The organism is Streptococcus sp. S1, from assembly GCF_034137685.1.
In the GTDB taxonomy this organism is placed as follows: domain Bacteria; phylum Bacillota; class Bacilli; order Lactobacillales; family Streptococcaceae; genus Streptococcus; species Streptococcus dentalis.
On the sequence record NZ_CP139418.1, the window covers coordinates 1,249,597 to 1,265,869 of the forward strand.

The 16,273-nt window shown below is 44.0% G+C and carries 16 protein-coding genes; 15 read left to right on the plus strand and 1 reads right to left on the minus strand.

Going from position 1 to position 16,273, the window contains the following annotated elements; genetic code table 11:
* Window positions 1-2 precede the first annotated feature (2 nt).
* Window positions 3-1,526, minus strand: coding sequence for an ATP-binding cassette domain-containing protein (locus SM121_RS06085; protein WP_320910632.1), 1,524 nt, complete (start codon window positions 1,524-1,526; stop codon window positions 3-5).
* Window positions 1,527-1,844: 318 nt separating this feature from the next.
* On the opposite strand from SM121_RS06085, the gene hemW reads away from it, so the two are divergent.
* From hemW to SM121_RS06160, 15 genes are all read left to right on the plus strand, one after another.
* Complete coding sequence (hemW, locus tag SM121_RS06090) at window positions 1,845-2,975, plus strand: radical SAM family heme chaperone HemW (protein ID WP_320910633.1); 1,131 nt, start codon at window positions 1,845-1,847, stop codon at window positions 2,973-2,975.
* Between the two features lie 3 nt (window positions 2,976-2,978).
* On the plus strand, window positions 2,979-3,734 hold the full coding sequence (locus tag SM121_RS06095) for an acyl-ACP thioesterase domain-containing protein (protein ID WP_003001707.1): 756 nt from the start codon (window positions 2,979-2,981) through the stop codon (window positions 3,732-3,734).
* On the plus strand, window positions 3,724-4,410 hold the full coding sequence (locus SM121_RS06100) for a hypothetical protein (protein ID WP_003001805.1): 687 nt from the start codon (window positions 3,724-3,726) through the stop codon (window positions 4,408-4,410). Before SM121_RS06095 ends, SM121_RS06100 begins: the two co-directional genes overlap by 11 nt.
* Window positions 4,411-5,181 (plus strand): TIGR01457 family HAD-type hydrolase, encoded by a 771-nt coding sequence (locus SM121_RS06105; RefSeq protein ID WP_045759548.1) that lies wholly within the window; start codon window positions 4,411-4,413, stop codon window positions 5,179-5,181.
* Complete coding sequence (locus SM121_RS06110; protein ID WP_320910634.1) at window positions 5,174-5,794, plus strand: TIGR01906 family membrane protein; 621 nt, start codon at window positions 5,174-5,176, stop codon at window positions 5,792-5,794. The genes SM121_RS06105 and SM121_RS06110 overlap by 8 nt, the downstream gene beginning before the upstream one ends.
* On the plus strand, window positions 5,791-6,774 hold the full coding sequence (locus SM121_RS06115; protein WP_320910635.1) for a CPBP family intramembrane glutamic endopeptidase: 984 nt from the start codon (window positions 5,791-5,793) through the stop codon (window positions 6,772-6,774). The genes SM121_RS06110 and SM121_RS06115 overlap by 4 nt, the downstream gene beginning before the upstream one ends.
* 65 nt (window positions 6,775-6,839) lie before the next feature.
* Window positions 6,840-8,675, plus strand: a complete 1,836-nt coding sequence (gene uvrC, locus SM121_RS06120; RefSeq protein ID WP_023918337.1) for an excinuclease ABC subunit UvrC — start codon at window positions 6,840-6,842, stop codon at window positions 8,673-8,675.
* A gap of 10 nt (window positions 8,676-8,685) precedes the next feature.
* Complete coding sequence (locus SM121_RS06125; protein WP_320910636.1) at window positions 8,686-9,525, plus strand: metallophosphoesterase family protein; 840 nt, start codon at window positions 8,686-8,688, stop codon at window positions 9,523-9,525.
* A gap of 151 nt (window positions 9,526-9,676) precedes the next feature.
* On the plus strand, window positions 9,677-10,282 hold the full coding sequence (locus tag SM121_RS06130) for a nitroreductase family protein (protein ID WP_003001591.1): 606 nt from the start codon (window positions 9,677-9,679) through the stop codon (window positions 10,280-10,282).
* 34 nt (window positions 10,283-10,316) lie between these two features.
* On the plus strand, window positions 10,317-11,723 hold the full coding sequence (gene pepV, locus SM121_RS06135) for a dipeptidase PepV (protein ID WP_320910637.1): 1,407 nt from the start codon (window positions 10,317-10,319) through the stop codon (window positions 11,721-11,723).
* A gap of 53 nt (window positions 11,724-11,776) precedes the next feature.
* Window positions 11,777-12,361, plus strand: a complete 585-nt coding sequence (locus SM121_RS06140) for a uracil-DNA glycosylase family protein (protein ID WP_320910638.1) — start codon at window positions 11,777-11,779, stop codon at window positions 12,359-12,361.
* A gap of 12 nt (window positions 12,362-12,373) precedes the next feature.
* Complete coding sequence (locus tag SM121_RS06145) at window positions 12,374-12,865, plus strand: prolyl-tRNA synthetase associated domain-containing protein (protein WP_320910639.1); 492 nt, start codon at window positions 12,374-12,376, stop codon at window positions 12,863-12,865.
* 20 nt (window positions 12,866-12,885) lie between these two features.
* The gene (locus SM121_RS06150) at window positions 12,886-13,170 is read left to right on the plus strand and encodes a rhodanese-like domain-containing protein (RefSeq protein WP_070449063.1); all 285 of its coding nucleotides are present in this window, start codon (window positions 12,886-12,888) and stop codon (window positions 13,168-13,170) included.
* A 164-nt stretch (window positions 13,171-13,334) separates the two neighbouring features.
* The gene (locus SM121_RS06155; protein WP_320910640.1) at window positions 13,335-14,414 is read left to right on the plus strand and encodes a DUF6574 domain-containing protein; all 1,080 of its coding nucleotides are present in this window, start codon (window positions 13,335-13,337) and stop codon (window positions 14,412-14,414) included.
* 66 nt (window positions 14,415-14,480) lie between these two features.
* The gene (locus SM121_RS06160) at window positions 14,481-16,268 is read left to right on the plus strand and encodes a TcaA second domain-containing protein (RefSeq protein ID WP_320910641.1); all 1,788 of its coding nucleotides are present in this window, start codon (window positions 14,481-14,483) and stop codon (window positions 16,266-16,268) included.
* The last annotated feature ends 5 nt before the right edge of the window (window positions 16,269-16,273 follow it).

The window sequence follows — 16,273 nt, forward strand, 5'->3', positions numbered from 1 at the left end:
CGTTAGAGAGCCTCTATCTCTACCAAACCATTTTCGGTCAGGCGATAGATTTTTTGGCAGACTTCTTTGAGGAAGGTCCGGTCGTGAGAGACCGTGACTAGTCCGCCTGGGTAGTCTGCGAATAGGCGTCGAATTTCTGGTTGGGAAGTGGGGGAAAAATTGCGAGTAGGCTCGTCCAAGAGTAGAAATTGGGGACTTGTGAGCACTAGTTGAAGGAGATAGAGTTTTCCTTGCTGGCCACCAGAAAGTTCATAGATCGGATGGTGCATTTCAGAATAGGTAAAGTTGAGGGAGGCTAAATGCAATTGAATGGTGTTGATTTCTTCACGATCGCCTGAATGCTGTAAGAATTGAACTGGTGTCTGAGTCAGAGGGAGGTGTTCAGTGTAATCTTGAGGCATATAGGCAGTGCGGATACTTTCATTCTTCTGTAGACTTTTCCATATCATTTTTAGGAAAGTGGATTTCCCCACACCGTTGGAACCGATAATTCCTATCTTGTCCTGCCCTTGAAGAGTAAGGGAGAGATCCTTGACCAGGACCCGGTCACCAATTGCGAGTTCTTCCTGATCTAATAGAAGGACTCGTTTTTGAGGAGACAAGGGAGTGAGGGGAGGGAAATGCAGATTGATGACTTCCTCATCATAGGGTTGGGGAGTCATGGATTGGAATTCTCGCTCGTAGCGCTTTTCTTGTGAGAGGAGGGACTTCATTTTCTTTGCCAGGAGACGTCCAGCAGTGCTATCCTTAGTGTTTCGTAAGGATGTTTCAACTTGCTGACGGACGCGGCGATGCTTCTCCATTGTTTTCTTGTAGGTTCGTTGATCGTTGGCAGCTTGTTGGGACTGCTGCTTGAATTGTTGCTCCCTTTGGCTACTGTAGTCCTGATAGCCTATGTGCTCTACAATGGTTTCAGCCTCCTTGCGGTGTTTGATCTGTCTTAGATGGATGATCGTATCCGCCGTCTGAGTCAAAAAATCCTCATGATGGGAAATAAATAAAATGGTTTGGGGGCTAGTTTGGATCATCTGCTGGAGCCAGTCCAGGGTTTCTAAATCCAGATCGTTTGAAGGTTCATCTAAAAATAGTAATTCATGAGGACGGCAAAGTTCGTGAAGCAGTTGGACTTTGAGGGCTTCTCCTCCAGATAGACTTCCAATAATTTGGTCGCTTGAAAAGCGGTCGCTATCAAATTGCAATTGATCAGCCAGTCTGTAGAGGATGGCATAGTCTAGCTCGTCTTCTCCAAAAAAATATTCTTCCAATGTTTTTCCCTTCAATGCTTCCGGCAAAGACTGGGGAATATAGGCATAGGAGTGAAAGGAAGTGGTGATTTCGCCTTCTATTGTCAGATAATCTGGTAGTGATTTTGGGGACATGAGGACATGAAGCAAAGAAGACTTTCCATTTCCTTCTTCGCCAATAATGGCAACTTTTTCTCCTTCATGAATGGTTAGGGACAGATCACGAACCAGATCGCGTAAATCTTTTGTATGGCGGATGGTGAGGTGGGATAGTTTTAGCATAAGATTCCTTTCTACTGGGACAAAAAAACAGCTCTACCTATTTAGTAGAGCTGTATTCAAGTGGACCCAAACAGAAAAAGACCTTATTAAGCCAACAAAAAGTTGGAGAATAGGCGAGAGGGCACACAAAAAGAGATAGAACAAGCAGTCCACTAAATAAAGTATCTTATTTAACGAAACTTAGTTGTTCATATCTCCTTACCTCCGAATGTGATCAGCTTTATTCTATTCTTTTCATTCCTTCTTGTCAAGGAAATCCTTGCTTCATCTACCCTTTTCTTCTCGGACTTAGGGGGATTTTATGGTATAATTAAAGGTATGCATACAAAACCAACGTCCGCTTATGTCCACATCCCATTTTGTACCCAGATTTGTTTTTATTGTGATTTTTCGAAGGTCTTTATTAAGAACCAACCGGTCGATGCTTATTTGGATCATTTGATCCAAGAATTTCGTCGGGAAGAAATTACAAACTTACGGACTCTCTATATCGGGGGTGGGACACCGACATCCTTAACTGCGGATCAGCTAGAGTATCTGCTCAAGGAGCTGACCAAGTCGCTTGATCTCTCTCAGATGGAGGAGTTAACCATCGAGGCCAATCCTGGTGATTTGGATCCTGATAAGATTGCTGTCTTGAAGAATTCACCGGTCAATCGGGTTTCTTTGGGCGTACAGACCTTTGATAATCGCTTGCTCAAAAAGATTGGTCGGAGCCATCAGGAGCAGGATATCTATGACAATATCGATCGTCTGAAGCTGGCAGGTTTTGATAATATTTCGATCGACCTCATCTATGCGCTTCCGACGCAAACTATGGAACAGGTCCAGGAAAATGTCGCTAAGGCTCTTGCCCTCGAAATTCCCCATATGAGCCTCTATAGCTTGATTCTGGAGAATCACACCGTCTTTATGAATCGCATGCGACGGGGCAAGCTTCCTCTACCAAAGGAGGAGTTGGAAGCGGAGATGTTTGAATACATCATTCAGGAGTTGGAGCGTGCGGGCTTTGAGCATTACGAAATTTCCAATTTCTCCAAGCCTGGTTTTGAAAGTCGCCACAACCTCATGTATTGGGATAATGCGGAGTATTATGGCTTAGGAGCTGGTGCATCCGGCTATGTCAATGGTGTTCGCTACAAGAATCATGGCCCTATTCGTCACTATATGCAGGCGGTCGAAGAGGGAAATGCGCGTGTCCAAGAAGAACATCTGAGTCAGACTGAAATGATGGAAGAAGAGATGTTTCTAGGTCTCCGTAAGAAAACAGGTGTTTCTAAGAAGCGTTTCGAAGAAAAGTTTGGTGTGAATTTTGACCAACAATATGGACCAGTGGTTGAGGAATTGACCCAGCAGGGACTCTTGGTGCCTGACAAGGATATTGTTCGCATGACCAAGAAAGGTCTCTTTTTAGGAGACACTGTAGCAGAGAAGTTTATTTTGGAGTAGAAGATGGCAAAAACATTTGAATACAGCATGAAAATTCCTTTTGATATGAGCGATGTCAATGGATTTATAAAAATTCCCCAATTGATCTTGCTGTCTTTGCAGGTATCAGGCATGCAATCGATTGAGCTGGGCATGAGTGATATGTACATTCTAGAGAATTACAATCTGGTCTGGATTATCACGGATTACAATATGAAGATCGATCGTCTCCCAGTTTTTGATGAGAAGATCACTATCGAAACCTATGCCATGAGTCATAATCGTCTGTTCTGCTACCGGGCCTTTAATATCAAGGACGAAGCGGGAAATACCATCATTGAGATGGTCGCGACCTTTGTCTTGATGGATCGTGATACACGCAAGGTTCATCCTGTCATGTCTGAGATTACGGATGCCTTTGACTCAGAGTTTTCAAAAACCATGCTCCGTGGTCCCCGTTTTAAAGAATTAGAAGGGGGCGTGGAACAGGAATATCGGGTTCGTTTTTACGACTTGGATATGAACGGACATGTCAATAATAGCAAGTACTTGGACTGGGTCTTTGAGGTGATGGGAGCAGACTTTTTGACCCATCATGTCCCTAAAAAAGTTCATTTAAAATATGTCAAAGAAGTGCTGGCAGGAGGTGTCATTACCTCTCAATATGAACAAGAGGGCTTGAAGACCCAGCACCAAATTAGCTCAGATGGTCATATCAATGCCCAAGCTGAAATTGAGTGGGAAGAAGTAGAAGAAAAGGGTTGGACTTATGGAAAGTAGAAGATTAAAAAATAAAAAACAAGAGCTAGCAGGCTACCAAAAACGGGTTGTGGCCTATGCTAAGCGTCAAAAGAACCCTTTGTACATGTTGGGAGATTGGCTCTTGACTCTTTGTGCTTTGGGCATCATCCTGGTGGAAGAAATTTACAAATTTTTCCGCTACCGTTTGAATTTAGAGAGTTTTAGCCGTTTCTTGAAAGAAGATGTACGTTGGTACCGGGTCTGGATCCATTTCACCTTGGCCTTTCTCTTGCCTGTCGTGATCTTTTCAGTTGGCATTACCAGCCAATCAGGCTCTTTCTGGTCTAATTTCTATCATCGTTTGTCTCAAGGCGTGCTCTTTAGCACAACAGTCAGCCTCGCTGCGACCTTGGTGACGGATTTTGTGGAGAATTTGCAACCAGAAACCAAGTCAGACGGCCGGAACCGGAGCACCAAACGCACGGTTTATCAAATCAGTGTGGATCAGGCAACCGTAATAGGCCTGTTATTGACCATTGTGATTCTCATGGTGGCTTCCTTCTTGTTTACCCAATCAGGAAATCAAGGGATCAATTTTACAGGGTTGATTTTACAATTTGTCCTCTATGCTGGAGCTTTGCTTTTATATGGTTCTGGTGGACGAGTCGATGCAGAGAAGTTGCATGAAAAAGCTGATACAGAAAGGGAAGAATAAATGCACTACAAGGGCTATTTAATTGATTTGGATGGCACTATTTACAAAGGTAAATCACGAATTCCAGCAGGAGAAGCTTTTGTCCATGAATTGCAGGCGCGTGAGATTCCCTATCTCTTTGTCACCAATAACACAACCCGCACACCAGAGACTGTTCGGGATATGTTGGCCACTCATTTCAATATTGAAACCCCAGTTTCGACTATCTATACAGCTACCCTTGCGACCATTGACTACATGAATGATCAAAATCTGGGCAAAAAGGTCTATGTGATCGGAGAAGCGGGGCTCAAAGATGCTATTGAAGAAGCTGGCTATATCATCGATGAAGAAGCGCCTGATTATGTGGTGATTGGCCTGGATTGGCAAGTGGATTATGAGAAGTTTGCTATTGCGACCTTGGCGATTCAAAAAGGAGCTCACTTTATTGGAACCAATCCGGACCTGAACATTCCAACAGAGCGTGGCTTGATGCCGGGTGCGGGATCCCTGATTGCCCTTGTCGAAGCAGCGACACGGGTGGAGCCAGTGATCATTGGAAAACCAAAGGCCATCATCATGGATAAGGCTATTGAACACTTGGGTCTTGAAAGAGAAGAAGTCGTTATGGTCGGGGATAATTATCTAACAGATATTCGTGCAGGTATTGACAATGGGATTCCAACCCTTTTGGTGACGACAGGTTTTACCAAACCAGAAGAAGTGCCGACCTTACCAATTGCACCGACACATGTTGTTTCCAGTTTAGCGGAGTGGGATTTTGATGCTTAAAAGTCTGAAATCAATCAACCAATTTTTCTTTATCTTGTCAGCCACGATCCTTCTCACCATTGGCCTAGCATGGGTCCTCTATCCCATGGAGATTCATTGGTTGGGGATTCAAAGCCGAACTGGTTTTTCGGCTTCAGTCATCATGAAGAATTTTAATGTCTTGATGAACTATTTGACCAATCCTTTTCAATGGGTGTTGAAGATGCCTCAATTCCCCTCTTCAAAAAATGGCTTGCACCATTTTGAGGCCGTCAAGTACCTATTTCACTTGGTGACGGTCGTTTTCTTGGTGACTCTACCTGGTTTTATCCAGTTTATGCGAACAGTCGTCAAAAAAGGCTACCTGGCCCTGTACCGAAGTCTCTTCTTTTGGATGATGGTTTTACCAGTAGTGCTTGCAGTGATGACTGTTATGATTGGCTTTGATCAATTCTTTACGCTCTTTCATCAGGTCTTATTTGCTGGAGATAATACTTGGCTCTTTGATCCGCGCGTGGATTCGATTATTCTTGCATTACCAGAAGACTACTTTATGCATGCCTTTTTGATTTTCTTTGTCTTATACGAAGGAGTCTGTGCGAGTTTTTATCTATTTTCTAGGAGGAAGAAATGAACCAATATAACCGATTATTAGACCCTAAAAAAGATATAGGAATGTATTCTGGGACACTTGCCATTTATCTCTTGGTGATGACTTTGGTAACCGTCCTGTGGGAAGTGCTCCTAGGCATGATCCTTTCAGGTTCGCTCAGAAAAGATCCAAGTCAAGTAACGGAGAAGCTCAATACCCTGAATGTGTGGGCAGGTATTCCCTACCTCATCTCTATTTCCATTGGACTCTTTCTTTTTAATGCCTATCGCAAGAAGGCCCTTTATAAATATGATCTTAAGCATAAGGGACGTAAGATGACACTTTCAGTCTTCTTTATTCTTCTCGCCTTTCTTGGCTTTTCTCAAGTCTTTTCATCTGTAATGACACAAGTGATTGAGCGCATGTTTGAGACCATTGGCCTTCATTCTCCAACACCAGATCTAGGAGATACGATTGAGCGATCTTGGACTATGCTCTTGTATGCTGGCTTTTTTGGTCCTATCACAGAGGAATTCTTCTTCCGTGGGGCAGGCTTGCGAGGCTTGGAACGGTATGGCAAAATCTTTGCCATTGTCATGACGGCTATTTTATTCGGCCTCTTCCATGCCAATTTTGACCAGCTCTTTTTCGCGGGTATCATTGGTCTAGGATTCGGCTACATTGCCTTTGAATACAATATCTGGTGGGCGATTTTCTATCACATTTTCAATAACTTTGTCATTTCCCAAGGTTTGCATTATGTAGCTTATCATGTGGACGAGGGACTAGCGAATTGGCTCCAAATCGGTGTTTTAGCCATTGGTTCCATTGTCATGATAGTGGTTCTTGCGACCAAATGGCCAGCTATCAAGGCTTATATTCAGGCCAATAAACCACAGCCAGGAGTTTTCCAGCGTGCCCTCGCTTCCTTCTGGTTCTGGTTCTTCGTGCTATTCACTATCCTGATGTCTATTGTTCCTTATGTGATTCCGATCTTCCAGATGGCTAATCTCAAAGGCTGAGGATGTAAAGTTGGATACATACAATTGAGAGGTAAGCGCCTCTCTTTTTTGATATAATAGAGAGTATGAATAACTTGATTAAATCCAAGCTCGAGCTCTTGCCGACGAGTCCGGGCTGTTACATTCACAAAGATAAGAACGGTACCATCATCTATGTGGGGAAGGCTAAGAATCTTCGCAATCGCGTGCGGTCCTATTTCAGAGGAAGCCACGATACCAAGACAGAAGCGCTGGTATCTGAGATTGTGGATTTTGAGTTTATCGTCACTGAGTCCAATATTGAGGCCTTGCTTCTTGAGATCAACCTCATCAAGGAGAACAAGCCCAAGTACAATATCATGCTCAAGGACGATAAGTCCTATCCCTTCATCAAGATTACCAATGAGCGTTATCCCCGTCTTATCATCACGCGCCAGGTCAAAAAAGATGGCGGTCTCTATTTCGGTCCCTATCCAGACGTAGGAGCGGCTAATGAGATCAAAAGGCTTTTGGATCGGATTTTCCCTTTCCGCAAGTGCACCAATCCGCCTTCCAAGGTCTGCTTTTACTACCATTTAGGACAGTGTATGGCTCACACAGTCTGCCACAAGGACGAGGCCTATTTCAAGGGCATGGCCCAGGAGGTTTCTGACTTCCTCAAGGGGCAGGATGACAAGATTATCGATGAGCTCAAGCTCAAGATGAATACCGCTGCGCAAAACATGGAATTTGAGCGGGCAGCCGAGTACCGCGATCTGATCCAGGCCATCGGGACCCTGCGGACCAAACAGCGGGTCATGGCTAAGGATTTGCAGAACCGGGATGTCTTTGGCTACTACGTGGACAAAGGCTGGATGTGTGTGCAGGTCTTCTTTGTCCGTCAGGGTAAGCTGATCGAGCGCGACGTCAACCTTTTTCCTTACTACAATGATCCGGACGAGGATTTTTTGACCTATGTGGGGCAGTTTTACCAGGAGAAATCCCACCTGATCCCCAATGAAATCCTGATCCCTCAGGATATCGATGAGGAAGCGGTCAAGGCCCTAGTGGATACCAAGGTCCTCAAGCCCCAGCGTGGGGAGAAGAAGCAGTTGGTCAATCTGGCTATTAAAAATGCGCGTGTCAGTCTGGAGCAGAAGTTCAATCTCCTTGAAAAATCCATGGAGAAGACCCAAGGTGCTATTGAAAACCTTGGAAAACTCCTGCAAATCCCAACTCCTGTGCGTATTGAGTCCTTTGACAACTCCAACATCATGGGGACCAGTCCCGTTTCTGCCATGGTGGTCTTTGTCAATGGGAAGCCAAGTAAAAAGGACTACCGCAAGTACAAGATCAAGACCGTTGTCGGACCAGATGACTATGCCAGCATGCGGGAGGTCATTCGCAGACGCTACAGTCGGGTCATGCGGGATGGCTTGACGCCACCAGATCTAATCGTCATCGATGGGGGTCAGGGCCAGGTTAATGTCGCTAAGCAAGTCATCCAAGAAGAGTTGGGGCTGGACATTCCCATCGCAGGCCTGCAAAAGAATGACAAGCACCAAACCCATGAATTGCTCTTCGGTGATCCTCTCCAAGTCATCGAACTTTCTCGAACCTCGCAGGAATTTTTCCTCCTGCAACGGATCCAGGATGAGGTCCACCGTTTCGCCATCACCTTCCACCGCCAGCTTCGGTCTAAGAATTCCTTCTCCTCCCAGCTGGATGGGATCGAAGGCTTGGGACCAAAACGCAAGCAGTTGCTGATGAAACACTTCAAGTCACTGACCAAAATCAAAGAAGCTACTGTAGATGAGATCGTCACAGTTGGCATCCCACGAGCAGTGGCTGAAGCGGTGCAAGCTAAGCTCCATCAAGGAAAGCAAGAAGAAGCAAGTCTCTTGATGGAAGTTGCGGAGGATTCTGAATCATACCAATCATAAGGAGTTTAAAATGAACCATCGAATCGCTATTTTATCTGATATCCACGGAGATACGACAGCCCTGGAGGCAGTGATTGCGGATGCGCGTGCTCTAGGCGCAACGGAATACTGGCTTTTGGGAGATATTTTGCTACCGGGGCCTGGAAGAGAGGACCTTTTTGAATTGCTGGATGCGATACCTATTACAGCAGCTGTTCGTGGAAATTGGGACGATTGTGTCCTAGAGGCTTTGGATGGCGAGTACGGTCTTGAGGATCCGCAGGAGATCCAACTTCTACGTCTTACTCAGTATCTTATGGAAGGACTAGATCCTAAGCGGATCGATTGGCTTCGCTCCCTTCCATTGGTAGAGAAGAAGGAGGTCAACGGTATTCGCTTTTCACTGACCCACAATTTGCCAGAAAAGAATTATGGTGGAGATTTGCGTCCAGCAAATGCGACGGAGAACTTTGACCAATTGCTGGATGATCAGACGGATCTGGCGATCTATGGTCATGTCCACAAACAGATACTTCGCTATGGCAGTCAGGGCCAACAGATCCTCAATCCGGGGACTATTGGCATGCCTTATTTCGACTGGGAACCAATTCAAAACCATAGAGCTCAGTATGCTCTGATCGATGTCGAAGAAGATGGGGTGACCAACCTGCAATTTCGTAAGGTGGCCTATGACTATGAAGCAGAGCTCCAAGATGCTAAGGACAAGGGCCTTTCCTTTATTGAGATGTACGAAGAATTGAGACGCGAGGATAACTATCGGGGCCATAACATCGAGCTTCTAACTAGCTTAATTGAGAAATACGGTTATGCCAAAGAAGTAGCTGCCTATTTCAATCTTTCCAATGAATAATAGGTGGATCTCTTGTGTATTCAACCTATAAAAAAGAAGCGGATCTTCAAAATGTCCGCTTCTTTTTTCACAATCTTAGGCTGTAAAACCCTGCAAGCTCTTTCATTTTGTGTTAAAATAGAGGTAACAGAAATAGAAAAGGAAGAAGCTTATGAAATTTCTAGAGCTCAATAAAAAACGCCATGCGATCAAGCATTTCACTGACCAACCGGTCGATCCAAAGGATGTACGGACTGCCATTGAGATTGCAACCTTGGCCCCTAGCGCCCACAATAGCCAGCCTTGGAAATTTGTGGTCGTTCGTCAAAAAAATGCGGAATTGGCAAAATTAGCCTATGGTGCAAACTACGATCAAGTCATGGAAGCACCTGTGACCATCGCCCTCTTTACAGATACTGATTTGCAAAAACGGGCTCGCAAGATTGCACGTGTCGGTGGGGTGAAAAACTTCACAGACGAGCAGTTGCAATACTTTATGCAAAATCTTCCTGCTGAATTTGCACGCTATGATGCCCAACAAACAAGTGATTACTTGGCTTTGAATGCTGGTCTTGTGGCCATGAACTTGGTACTTGCTTTGACGGACCAAGGCATTGGAACCAATATTATCTTGGGATTTGATAAATCAAAAATCAATGAAGTATTGGACATCGAAGAGCGTTTCCGTCCAGAAGTCTTGATTACGGTTGGCTACGCGGCTGAAAAAGTAGAGCCAAGCTATCGCTTACCAGTGGACGAAATCATTGACAAACGCTAAGCCAATTAGCAAATAGAAGATTGAGGAGGAATTCATGACAACAGTTGACTTTAAAGCAGAAGTAGAAAAACGTCGCGATGAGATGATGGCTGACCTATACAGCCTCTTGGAAATCAATTCTGAACGCGATGACAGCAAGGCAGATGCAGAGCATCCTTTTGGACCTGGTCCTGTAAAAGCTCTTGAAAAATTCTTGGAAATTGCCAAACGTGATGGCTATGAAACCAAGAATGTCGACAATTATGCCGGTCACTTTACTTTTGGTGAAGGAGAAGAAGAGCTTGGGATCTTTGCCCATATGGACGTCGTGCCTGCAGGTAGTGGCTGGAATACAGACCCTTACAAACCTGAGATTATCGATGGCAAGCTCTATGCGCGTGGTTCATCAGATGACAAGGGGCCTACAGTAGCTTGTTACTACGGCTTGAAGATTATCAAGGATCTGGGATTACCTGTATCTAAGCGCGTGCGCTTCGTGGTCGGTACTGATGAAGAATCTGGCTGGGGCGATATGGATTACTATTTCAAACACGTCGGACTTCCCGAGCCAGATTTTGGTTTCTCACCAGATGCGGAATTCCCAATCATCAATGGGGAAAAAGGAAACATCACTGAGTACCTTCATTTTGGAAATGACAACACTGGAAGTGCCCATCTTCATAGCTTTACAGGTGGCCTTCGTGAAAACATGGTACCAGAGTCAGCGACTGCAGTCGTTTCTGGACAACTTCCAGATCTTGCTGGCCTCTTAGATACCTTTGCTAAGGAACACCAGCTTCAGTATGAAATCTCAGCTGTTGATGAAGAAACCTATACCGTTACGATTGTTGGGAAATCTGCTCATGGATCAACTCCTGAAGATGGGATCAATGGTGCGACCTACTTGGCTCTCTTGTTGAACCAATTTGATTTTGGTGGTGCTGCTAAGGCTTACCTTCATGTGACAGCTTCACTTCTTCACGAAGATTTTGCTGGTGAAAAATTAGGTATTGCCTATACGGATGCCAAAATGGGACCATTGAGCATGAATGCAGGTGTCTTCCATTTTGATGATAGCCAAGCAGACAACACTATTGCCCTCAATATCCGTTACCCCCAAGGTACAGATCCTGAAACCATCAAATCCACCCTTGAAAAGATTGAAGGAGTGGCTACAGTAAGCTTGTCCGCTCATGGTCACACACCTCACTATGTTCCGATGGATGACGAATTGGTATCCACTCTCTTGCGTGTTTACGAAAAACAAACTGGCCTCAAAGGACACGAACAAGTGATCGGTGGTGGTACCTTTGGTCGTCTCTTGAAACGTGGGGTTGCCTTTGGTGCTATGTTCCCAGACTATGTCAATACCATGCACCAAGCTAATGAGTTCGCAGATGTCGAAGATCTCTATCGTGCAGCTGCTATTTACGCAGAAGCTATCTATGAACTAATCAAATAATCCACTACTCGGCCAGTTTTTTCTGGCTGAGTTTTTCCATAGAAGGAGGACTTATGTCAAGGATTGAAACCATTAAACAAGTCATTATGGCAGATCCTCAAAATAAAGAATATACGGATAAAGGAATCGAGCCACTCTTTGCAGCTCCAAAGACAGCTCGCATCAATATCATCGGACAGGCACCTGGACTGAAAACACAAGAAGCAGGCATTTACTGGAAGGATAAGAGTGGTGATCGCTTGCGCGAATGGTTAGGAGTTGACGAAGACACCTTTTATAATTCTGGTTTGTTTGCGGTCATTCCCATGGATTTTTATTTCCCAGGGCATGGAAAATCTGGTGACCTTCCACCTCGCAAAGGCTTTGCGGAAAAGTGGCACCCTCAACTTCTCAAAGAGTGTCCGGATATTGAGTTGACCCTCCTGATTGGACAATACGCCCAAGCATACTACCTTCATGAGAAGGTTAGTGGCAAAGTAACCGAACGGGTCCACCATTTTAAAGATTATTTGCCAACCTATTTTCCACTCGTTCACCCTTCCCCTCGCAATCAAATCTGGATGGCTAAAAATCCTTGGTTTGAGGCAAAGGTGGTGCCGGAATTGCAAACCTTAGTACAAGAGATCATTCAAAAATAAAGGAGAGCGACGATGGATCCTTATCAACAAGTTAAAGAAAAATTAGATGAGTTAGGCATTTCATTTGACGTGGTGGAACACCCACCTGCCTTTACGACGGAGCAGGCGGATTCTTATATTGAAGGCTTAGAAGGTGTCCGGACCAAGACCATGTTTTTGACCAACAAGAAGAAAACCCAATACTATCTGCTCATCATGGATGACCAGAAGCCATTGGATATGGATGATTTCAAAGAGCAAGTGGAAGCCAACCGGATCCGCATGGCCTCAGCAGATTCTTTAGCTAAAAAAATGCAATTATCGCCAGGAACGGTTTCTCCATTTGGTTTATTGAACAATGAAGAAAAAGATATTCGAGTATATTTCGATAAAGACATTGTGTCAGAGGAGATCATGACCTTCCATCCCAATACCAACGAAAAAACGATCTTTATTAAAACCCAAGACTTGTTCCGATTTTTAGAGTCAATTGGCTTTAGCTATGAAATTCTAACCCTTCCATAACATAACTTATAGGAGAAATCATGAAAGAAATTCCATTTTCAAGCTTTTACCAAGCTTATCAAAAAGGAGACTTACACGTTCTTGATGTACGCGAGCAGGAGGAATATGATGCCCTTCACTTAGATGGGGTTCGTCTTCTTCCCTTATCTGAGTTAGCAGATCGCTACCAGGAATTAGAGAAGGATCATCCCTATTATGTCATCTGCAAGTCAGGTCGACGTTCAGCACGCGCTTGCCAATTTTTGGAAGAGCAAGGCTATGATGTGACCAACGTCCAAGGTGGCATGGATGCATTTGAATCCTAAAAAATGACCTCTGAAAAGAGGTTTTTTCTTTACTAATTTCTAAAAATGAGTAGAATTTGTATGTTTTTCAAAAGATATTACAGGGATTTTCCAGTCTTTCATTGAAAATGGTTAAGAAATTTTGTATAATATCCTAGTATGAACAATAGTTAAGGAGATTCATTATGTCAAAACAAGATTGGCTGGATTATTTCGAAGCCGTAAATGGTCGTTCTGCTAGTGCAGAAGAAATTGCTCAAGCACTGGCTGCAGGAGAATTTCAAGAAGAAGTAGTGGTTCCAGAAACTCCACAAGCTCCAGAATTTGTCGCAGCGCCAACTGCACCTGTGGAAGAACCAGTTGCTGCTCCACAAGCCCCAGAGTTTGTCGCAGCGCCAACTGCCCCTACTGAAGAACCAGTTGCAGCTCCACAAGCCCCAGAGTTTGTTGCAGCCCCAACTGCACCTTTTGAAGAGCCAGTCGCAGCTCAAGTTCAAGAGCCTGCCCCTCAAGCAGCTCCAACGAATGGACCTGTTTTCCAACAAGCTCCACAACAAGCTTACCAACAACCTACTCAAGCAGCTTATCAACAAGCTCCTTACCAAGGTCAACCAGGACAACCTTATCCTGGCCAACCAAGTCAATTTGGTGTAGCCGTTGGTGGTTACTGGAATTGGTTCCTTTCAGCTTTGAAACGTCCAACTGCTGTAGAAAATCCAAAAGCTCTTAACGGAATTTTACAGTATGTCTTAACTGCCTTTGTCTTGACCCTATCAACTTTCTTCACAGCTAGTGGAGCTACAGGTGGTTATGGAATGGATTTCCGTGCCTTTATGTTGACATTGATTTCCCTATTCTTTAGCGTTTACGCCTTCCAAGTAGCAGGATTCTTTGTTCGCCGTGTACTTCTTCAAGATAAGGAATACAGTTATAGTCGTTCATTTGAAGAATTTGGACGTTTGTCTGTCTACACTTTGCCACTTGCCCTTCTTGCTTTCTTAGTAGGTCTTGTAAAAGTTTATGAATTTTATGGCTTTGTAAATTTCTTTATTTTCTTCTTGTTCTTTGTTGGAACATGCTATGTTGTTCATCAAGGTTTGAACAAGACAAGCTTTAAAGCAGATAAATTCTTACTTCTAGTAGCATCATTTGTTGTCTTGCTTCTCATTGCCATCTTTGTCATTTATGTGAATGCTCGTATTTTAGAACAAGTAGCCGTAGGATTTATTCCAAGTGCTCCAAATTTCTCTAACTTTGGATTCTAACAATATCACAAAACGGAAGGTGGGGGGACCCACTTTCCCTATTTTATAATGAGGGAGAAGAGATCCATGCAAAAGAAATGGGTTGAATTATTTGAAAAAGTGATCGGTCGCAAACCGTCACCAGAAGAGTTTATGGCTGGGAAAGCTTGTGGATTTGATTTGAAACAAATTCAGTCTATCGCAGGGAATGCCCCAGCAGAGGAAGTCGCTCCTGTTGAGGAACCAGTGCTTGAACCAGTTGAAGAAGTGAAGAATGTTGATCCACTTCTAGCAGCTCGTCAGGCTTGGTTGCAACATTTTGAAGAAACCTATGGGCGCAAGCCAAGTGCAGAAGAATTTACCGCGGCTAAAAGTCAAAACTTTGAGTTTTTTGTAGGACCTGTTCCTGAAGCAGAATTTGCGAACCCAGATGCAACAGAAGTAACACAGGAATATGTGCCTCAACAGCCGACTCAAGCGTATACGGCTCCACTTGCTGCTGAGCAAACGCAGGTCTTTGCTGGTCCAAATGTTACAGAAGCAGGTCCAGCTCAGAAAAAACAAAAGGCTCCTAAAACGAAGGGTGGAAAGAAACTTTCCAAGAAGAAAATTGGGATTATTTCTGCTATTGCAGTCCTTGTGATCGCTATGGTAGCAGCCTTCTTTTACTTCCAGTCAACAACGCGTGTCGAAGTGACTGCAGATAAATTTATTAAGGCAGTGGACACCAAGGATTATCGCGAAGCAGCAGATCTACTTTCAACCGATAACGATAAATGGACAAAGGATGAAGCCGAAAGCTTTATTACCAGCATGGAAGATCAAGGGGTCGATATCGGCACAGAGTTGAACAAGATCATTGATAATGGTGGAGAAGGCAGCTATACGGATAAATCTGGAAACAAGATCTTTGGTTTGGAAAAAGCGGACAAGAAATTTGGAATCTTCCAAGAATACCGTGTGGCCAGCTATCCAGTACAAGTGAAGGTCAAGACCAATTTGGACCAAGCCAAACTCAAAGTGGCTGCCAATAAAACGGTAACCTTGAAAAAAGATGCAGTGACAGATCTTGGTTCTTTCCATTACAATACAAAAGAAATGGAATTAACTGCTAAAACAGAGGTCGGAAATGTTACTTCTAAGATCCATCTCAATCCTAAAAAAGCAACCAAGAATAATTTAGAATTGCAGTTGAATTCTGAAAAACGCAATTTAGAAGTTGAGTTTCCAGATGAAGTTGAAAACCCAACAGATGTGAAGGTTGTGGTCAACGGCAAAGAAGTCGGAACGAGCACGACCTTTGAGGTAGATAGCATCCCTTATCAAGAAATTGAAGTACATGCCGTCTTCAACATGAATGGGGAAACCTATACAACTGAAAAGGCTAAGGTGACGATTGAAGAGGGTGAGAACGATCCGATCGAACTTAAACTAGCCAAAGATACCCTAAAACGCATCAAGAGTGCACAAGATGCTAAGAAAGCGCAAGCAGCCAAAGAAGAACAAAATCGGACCTTGGCAGAAGAGTTCTTGAAAGAGTACCGCGACGCTGTCTTTAGCTCAGTTTCAAATCGAAACAACACCTACTCTAAATACTATGACACACAAAGTCAAGCCTACAAGGACATGGTTGAGTTCACAACTGGTGATGGGGTTCGAAAGGCTAAAATTGACTACTATACTCCAGGAGCTTTGGACATTCAAAGTGTCACGGAAGAAAATGGTGTGGTGACGATCAAGACTTATGAAGACTTTACCGTGCATTATACAGATAGCCATCCAGATTCACAAAACCGCAAGTACAAGACCTACACCTTGAAAAAAGTAGGTGCAAGTTATGTGATTACGGATATTGTCGTAACAAAAGAATCATAGGAGAT

What these genes read in the sequence shown, in the direction of transcription:
- SM121_RS06085 (WP_320910632.1), bottom strand. Translation starts at nt 1,526, where the DNA reads ATGCTAAAACTATCCCACCTCACCATCCGCCATACAAAAGATTTACGC.
- hemW (WP_320910633.1), top strand. Translation starts at nt 1,845, where the DNA reads ATGCATACAAAACCAACGTCCGCTTATGTCCACATCCCATTTTGTACC.
- SM121_RS06095 (WP_003001707.1), top strand. Translation starts at nt 2,979, where the DNA reads ATGGCAAAAACATTTGAATACAGCATGAAAATTCCTTTTGATATGAGC.
- SM121_RS06100 (WP_003001805.1), top strand. Translation starts at nt 3,724, where the DNA reads ATGGAAAGTAGAAGATTAAAAAATAAAAAACAAGAGCTAGCAGGCTAC.
- SM121_RS06105 (WP_045759548.1), top strand. Translation starts at nt 4,411, where the DNA reads ATGCACTACAAGGGCTATTTAATTGATTTGGATGGCACTATTTACAAA.
- SM121_RS06110 (WP_320910634.1), top strand. Translation starts at nt 5,174, where the DNA reads ATGCTTAAAAGTCTGAAATCAATCAACCAATTTTTCTTTATCTTGTCA.
- SM121_RS06115 (WP_320910635.1), top strand. Translation starts at nt 5,791, where the DNA reads ATGAACCAATATAACCGATTATTAGACCCTAAAAAAGATATAGGAATG.
- uvrC (WP_023918337.1), top strand. Translation starts at nt 6,840, where the DNA reads ATGAATAACTTGATTAAATCCAAGCTCGAGCTCTTGCCGACGAGTCCG.
- SM121_RS06125 (WP_320910636.1), top strand. Translation starts at nt 8,686, where the DNA reads ATGAACCATCGAATCGCTATTTTATCTGATATCCACGGAGATACGACA.
- SM121_RS06130 (WP_003001591.1), top strand. Translation starts at nt 9,677, where the DNA reads ATGAAATTTCTAGAGCTCAATAAAAAACGCCATGCGATCAAGCATTTC.
- pepV (WP_320910637.1), top strand. Translation starts at nt 10,317, where the DNA reads ATGACAACAGTTGACTTTAAAGCAGAAGTAGAAAAACGTCGCGATGAG.
- SM121_RS06140 (WP_320910638.1), top strand. Translation starts at nt 11,777, where the DNA reads ATGTCAAGGATTGAAACCATTAAACAAGTCATTATGGCAGATCCTCAA.
- SM121_RS06145 (WP_320910639.1), top strand. Translation starts at nt 12,374, where the DNA reads ATGGATCCTTATCAACAAGTTAAAGAAAAATTAGATGAGTTAGGCATT.
- SM121_RS06150 (WP_070449063.1), top strand. Translation starts at nt 12,886, where the DNA reads ATGAAAGAAATTCCATTTTCAAGCTTTTACCAAGCTTATCAAAAAGGA.
- SM121_RS06155 (WP_320910640.1), top strand. Translation starts at nt 13,335, where the DNA reads ATGTCAAAACAAGATTGGCTGGATTATTTCGAAGCCGTAAATGGTCGT.
- SM121_RS06160 (WP_320910641.1), top strand. Translation starts at nt 14,481, where the DNA reads ATGCAAAAGAAATGGGTTGAATTATTTGAAAAAGTGATCGGTCGCAAA.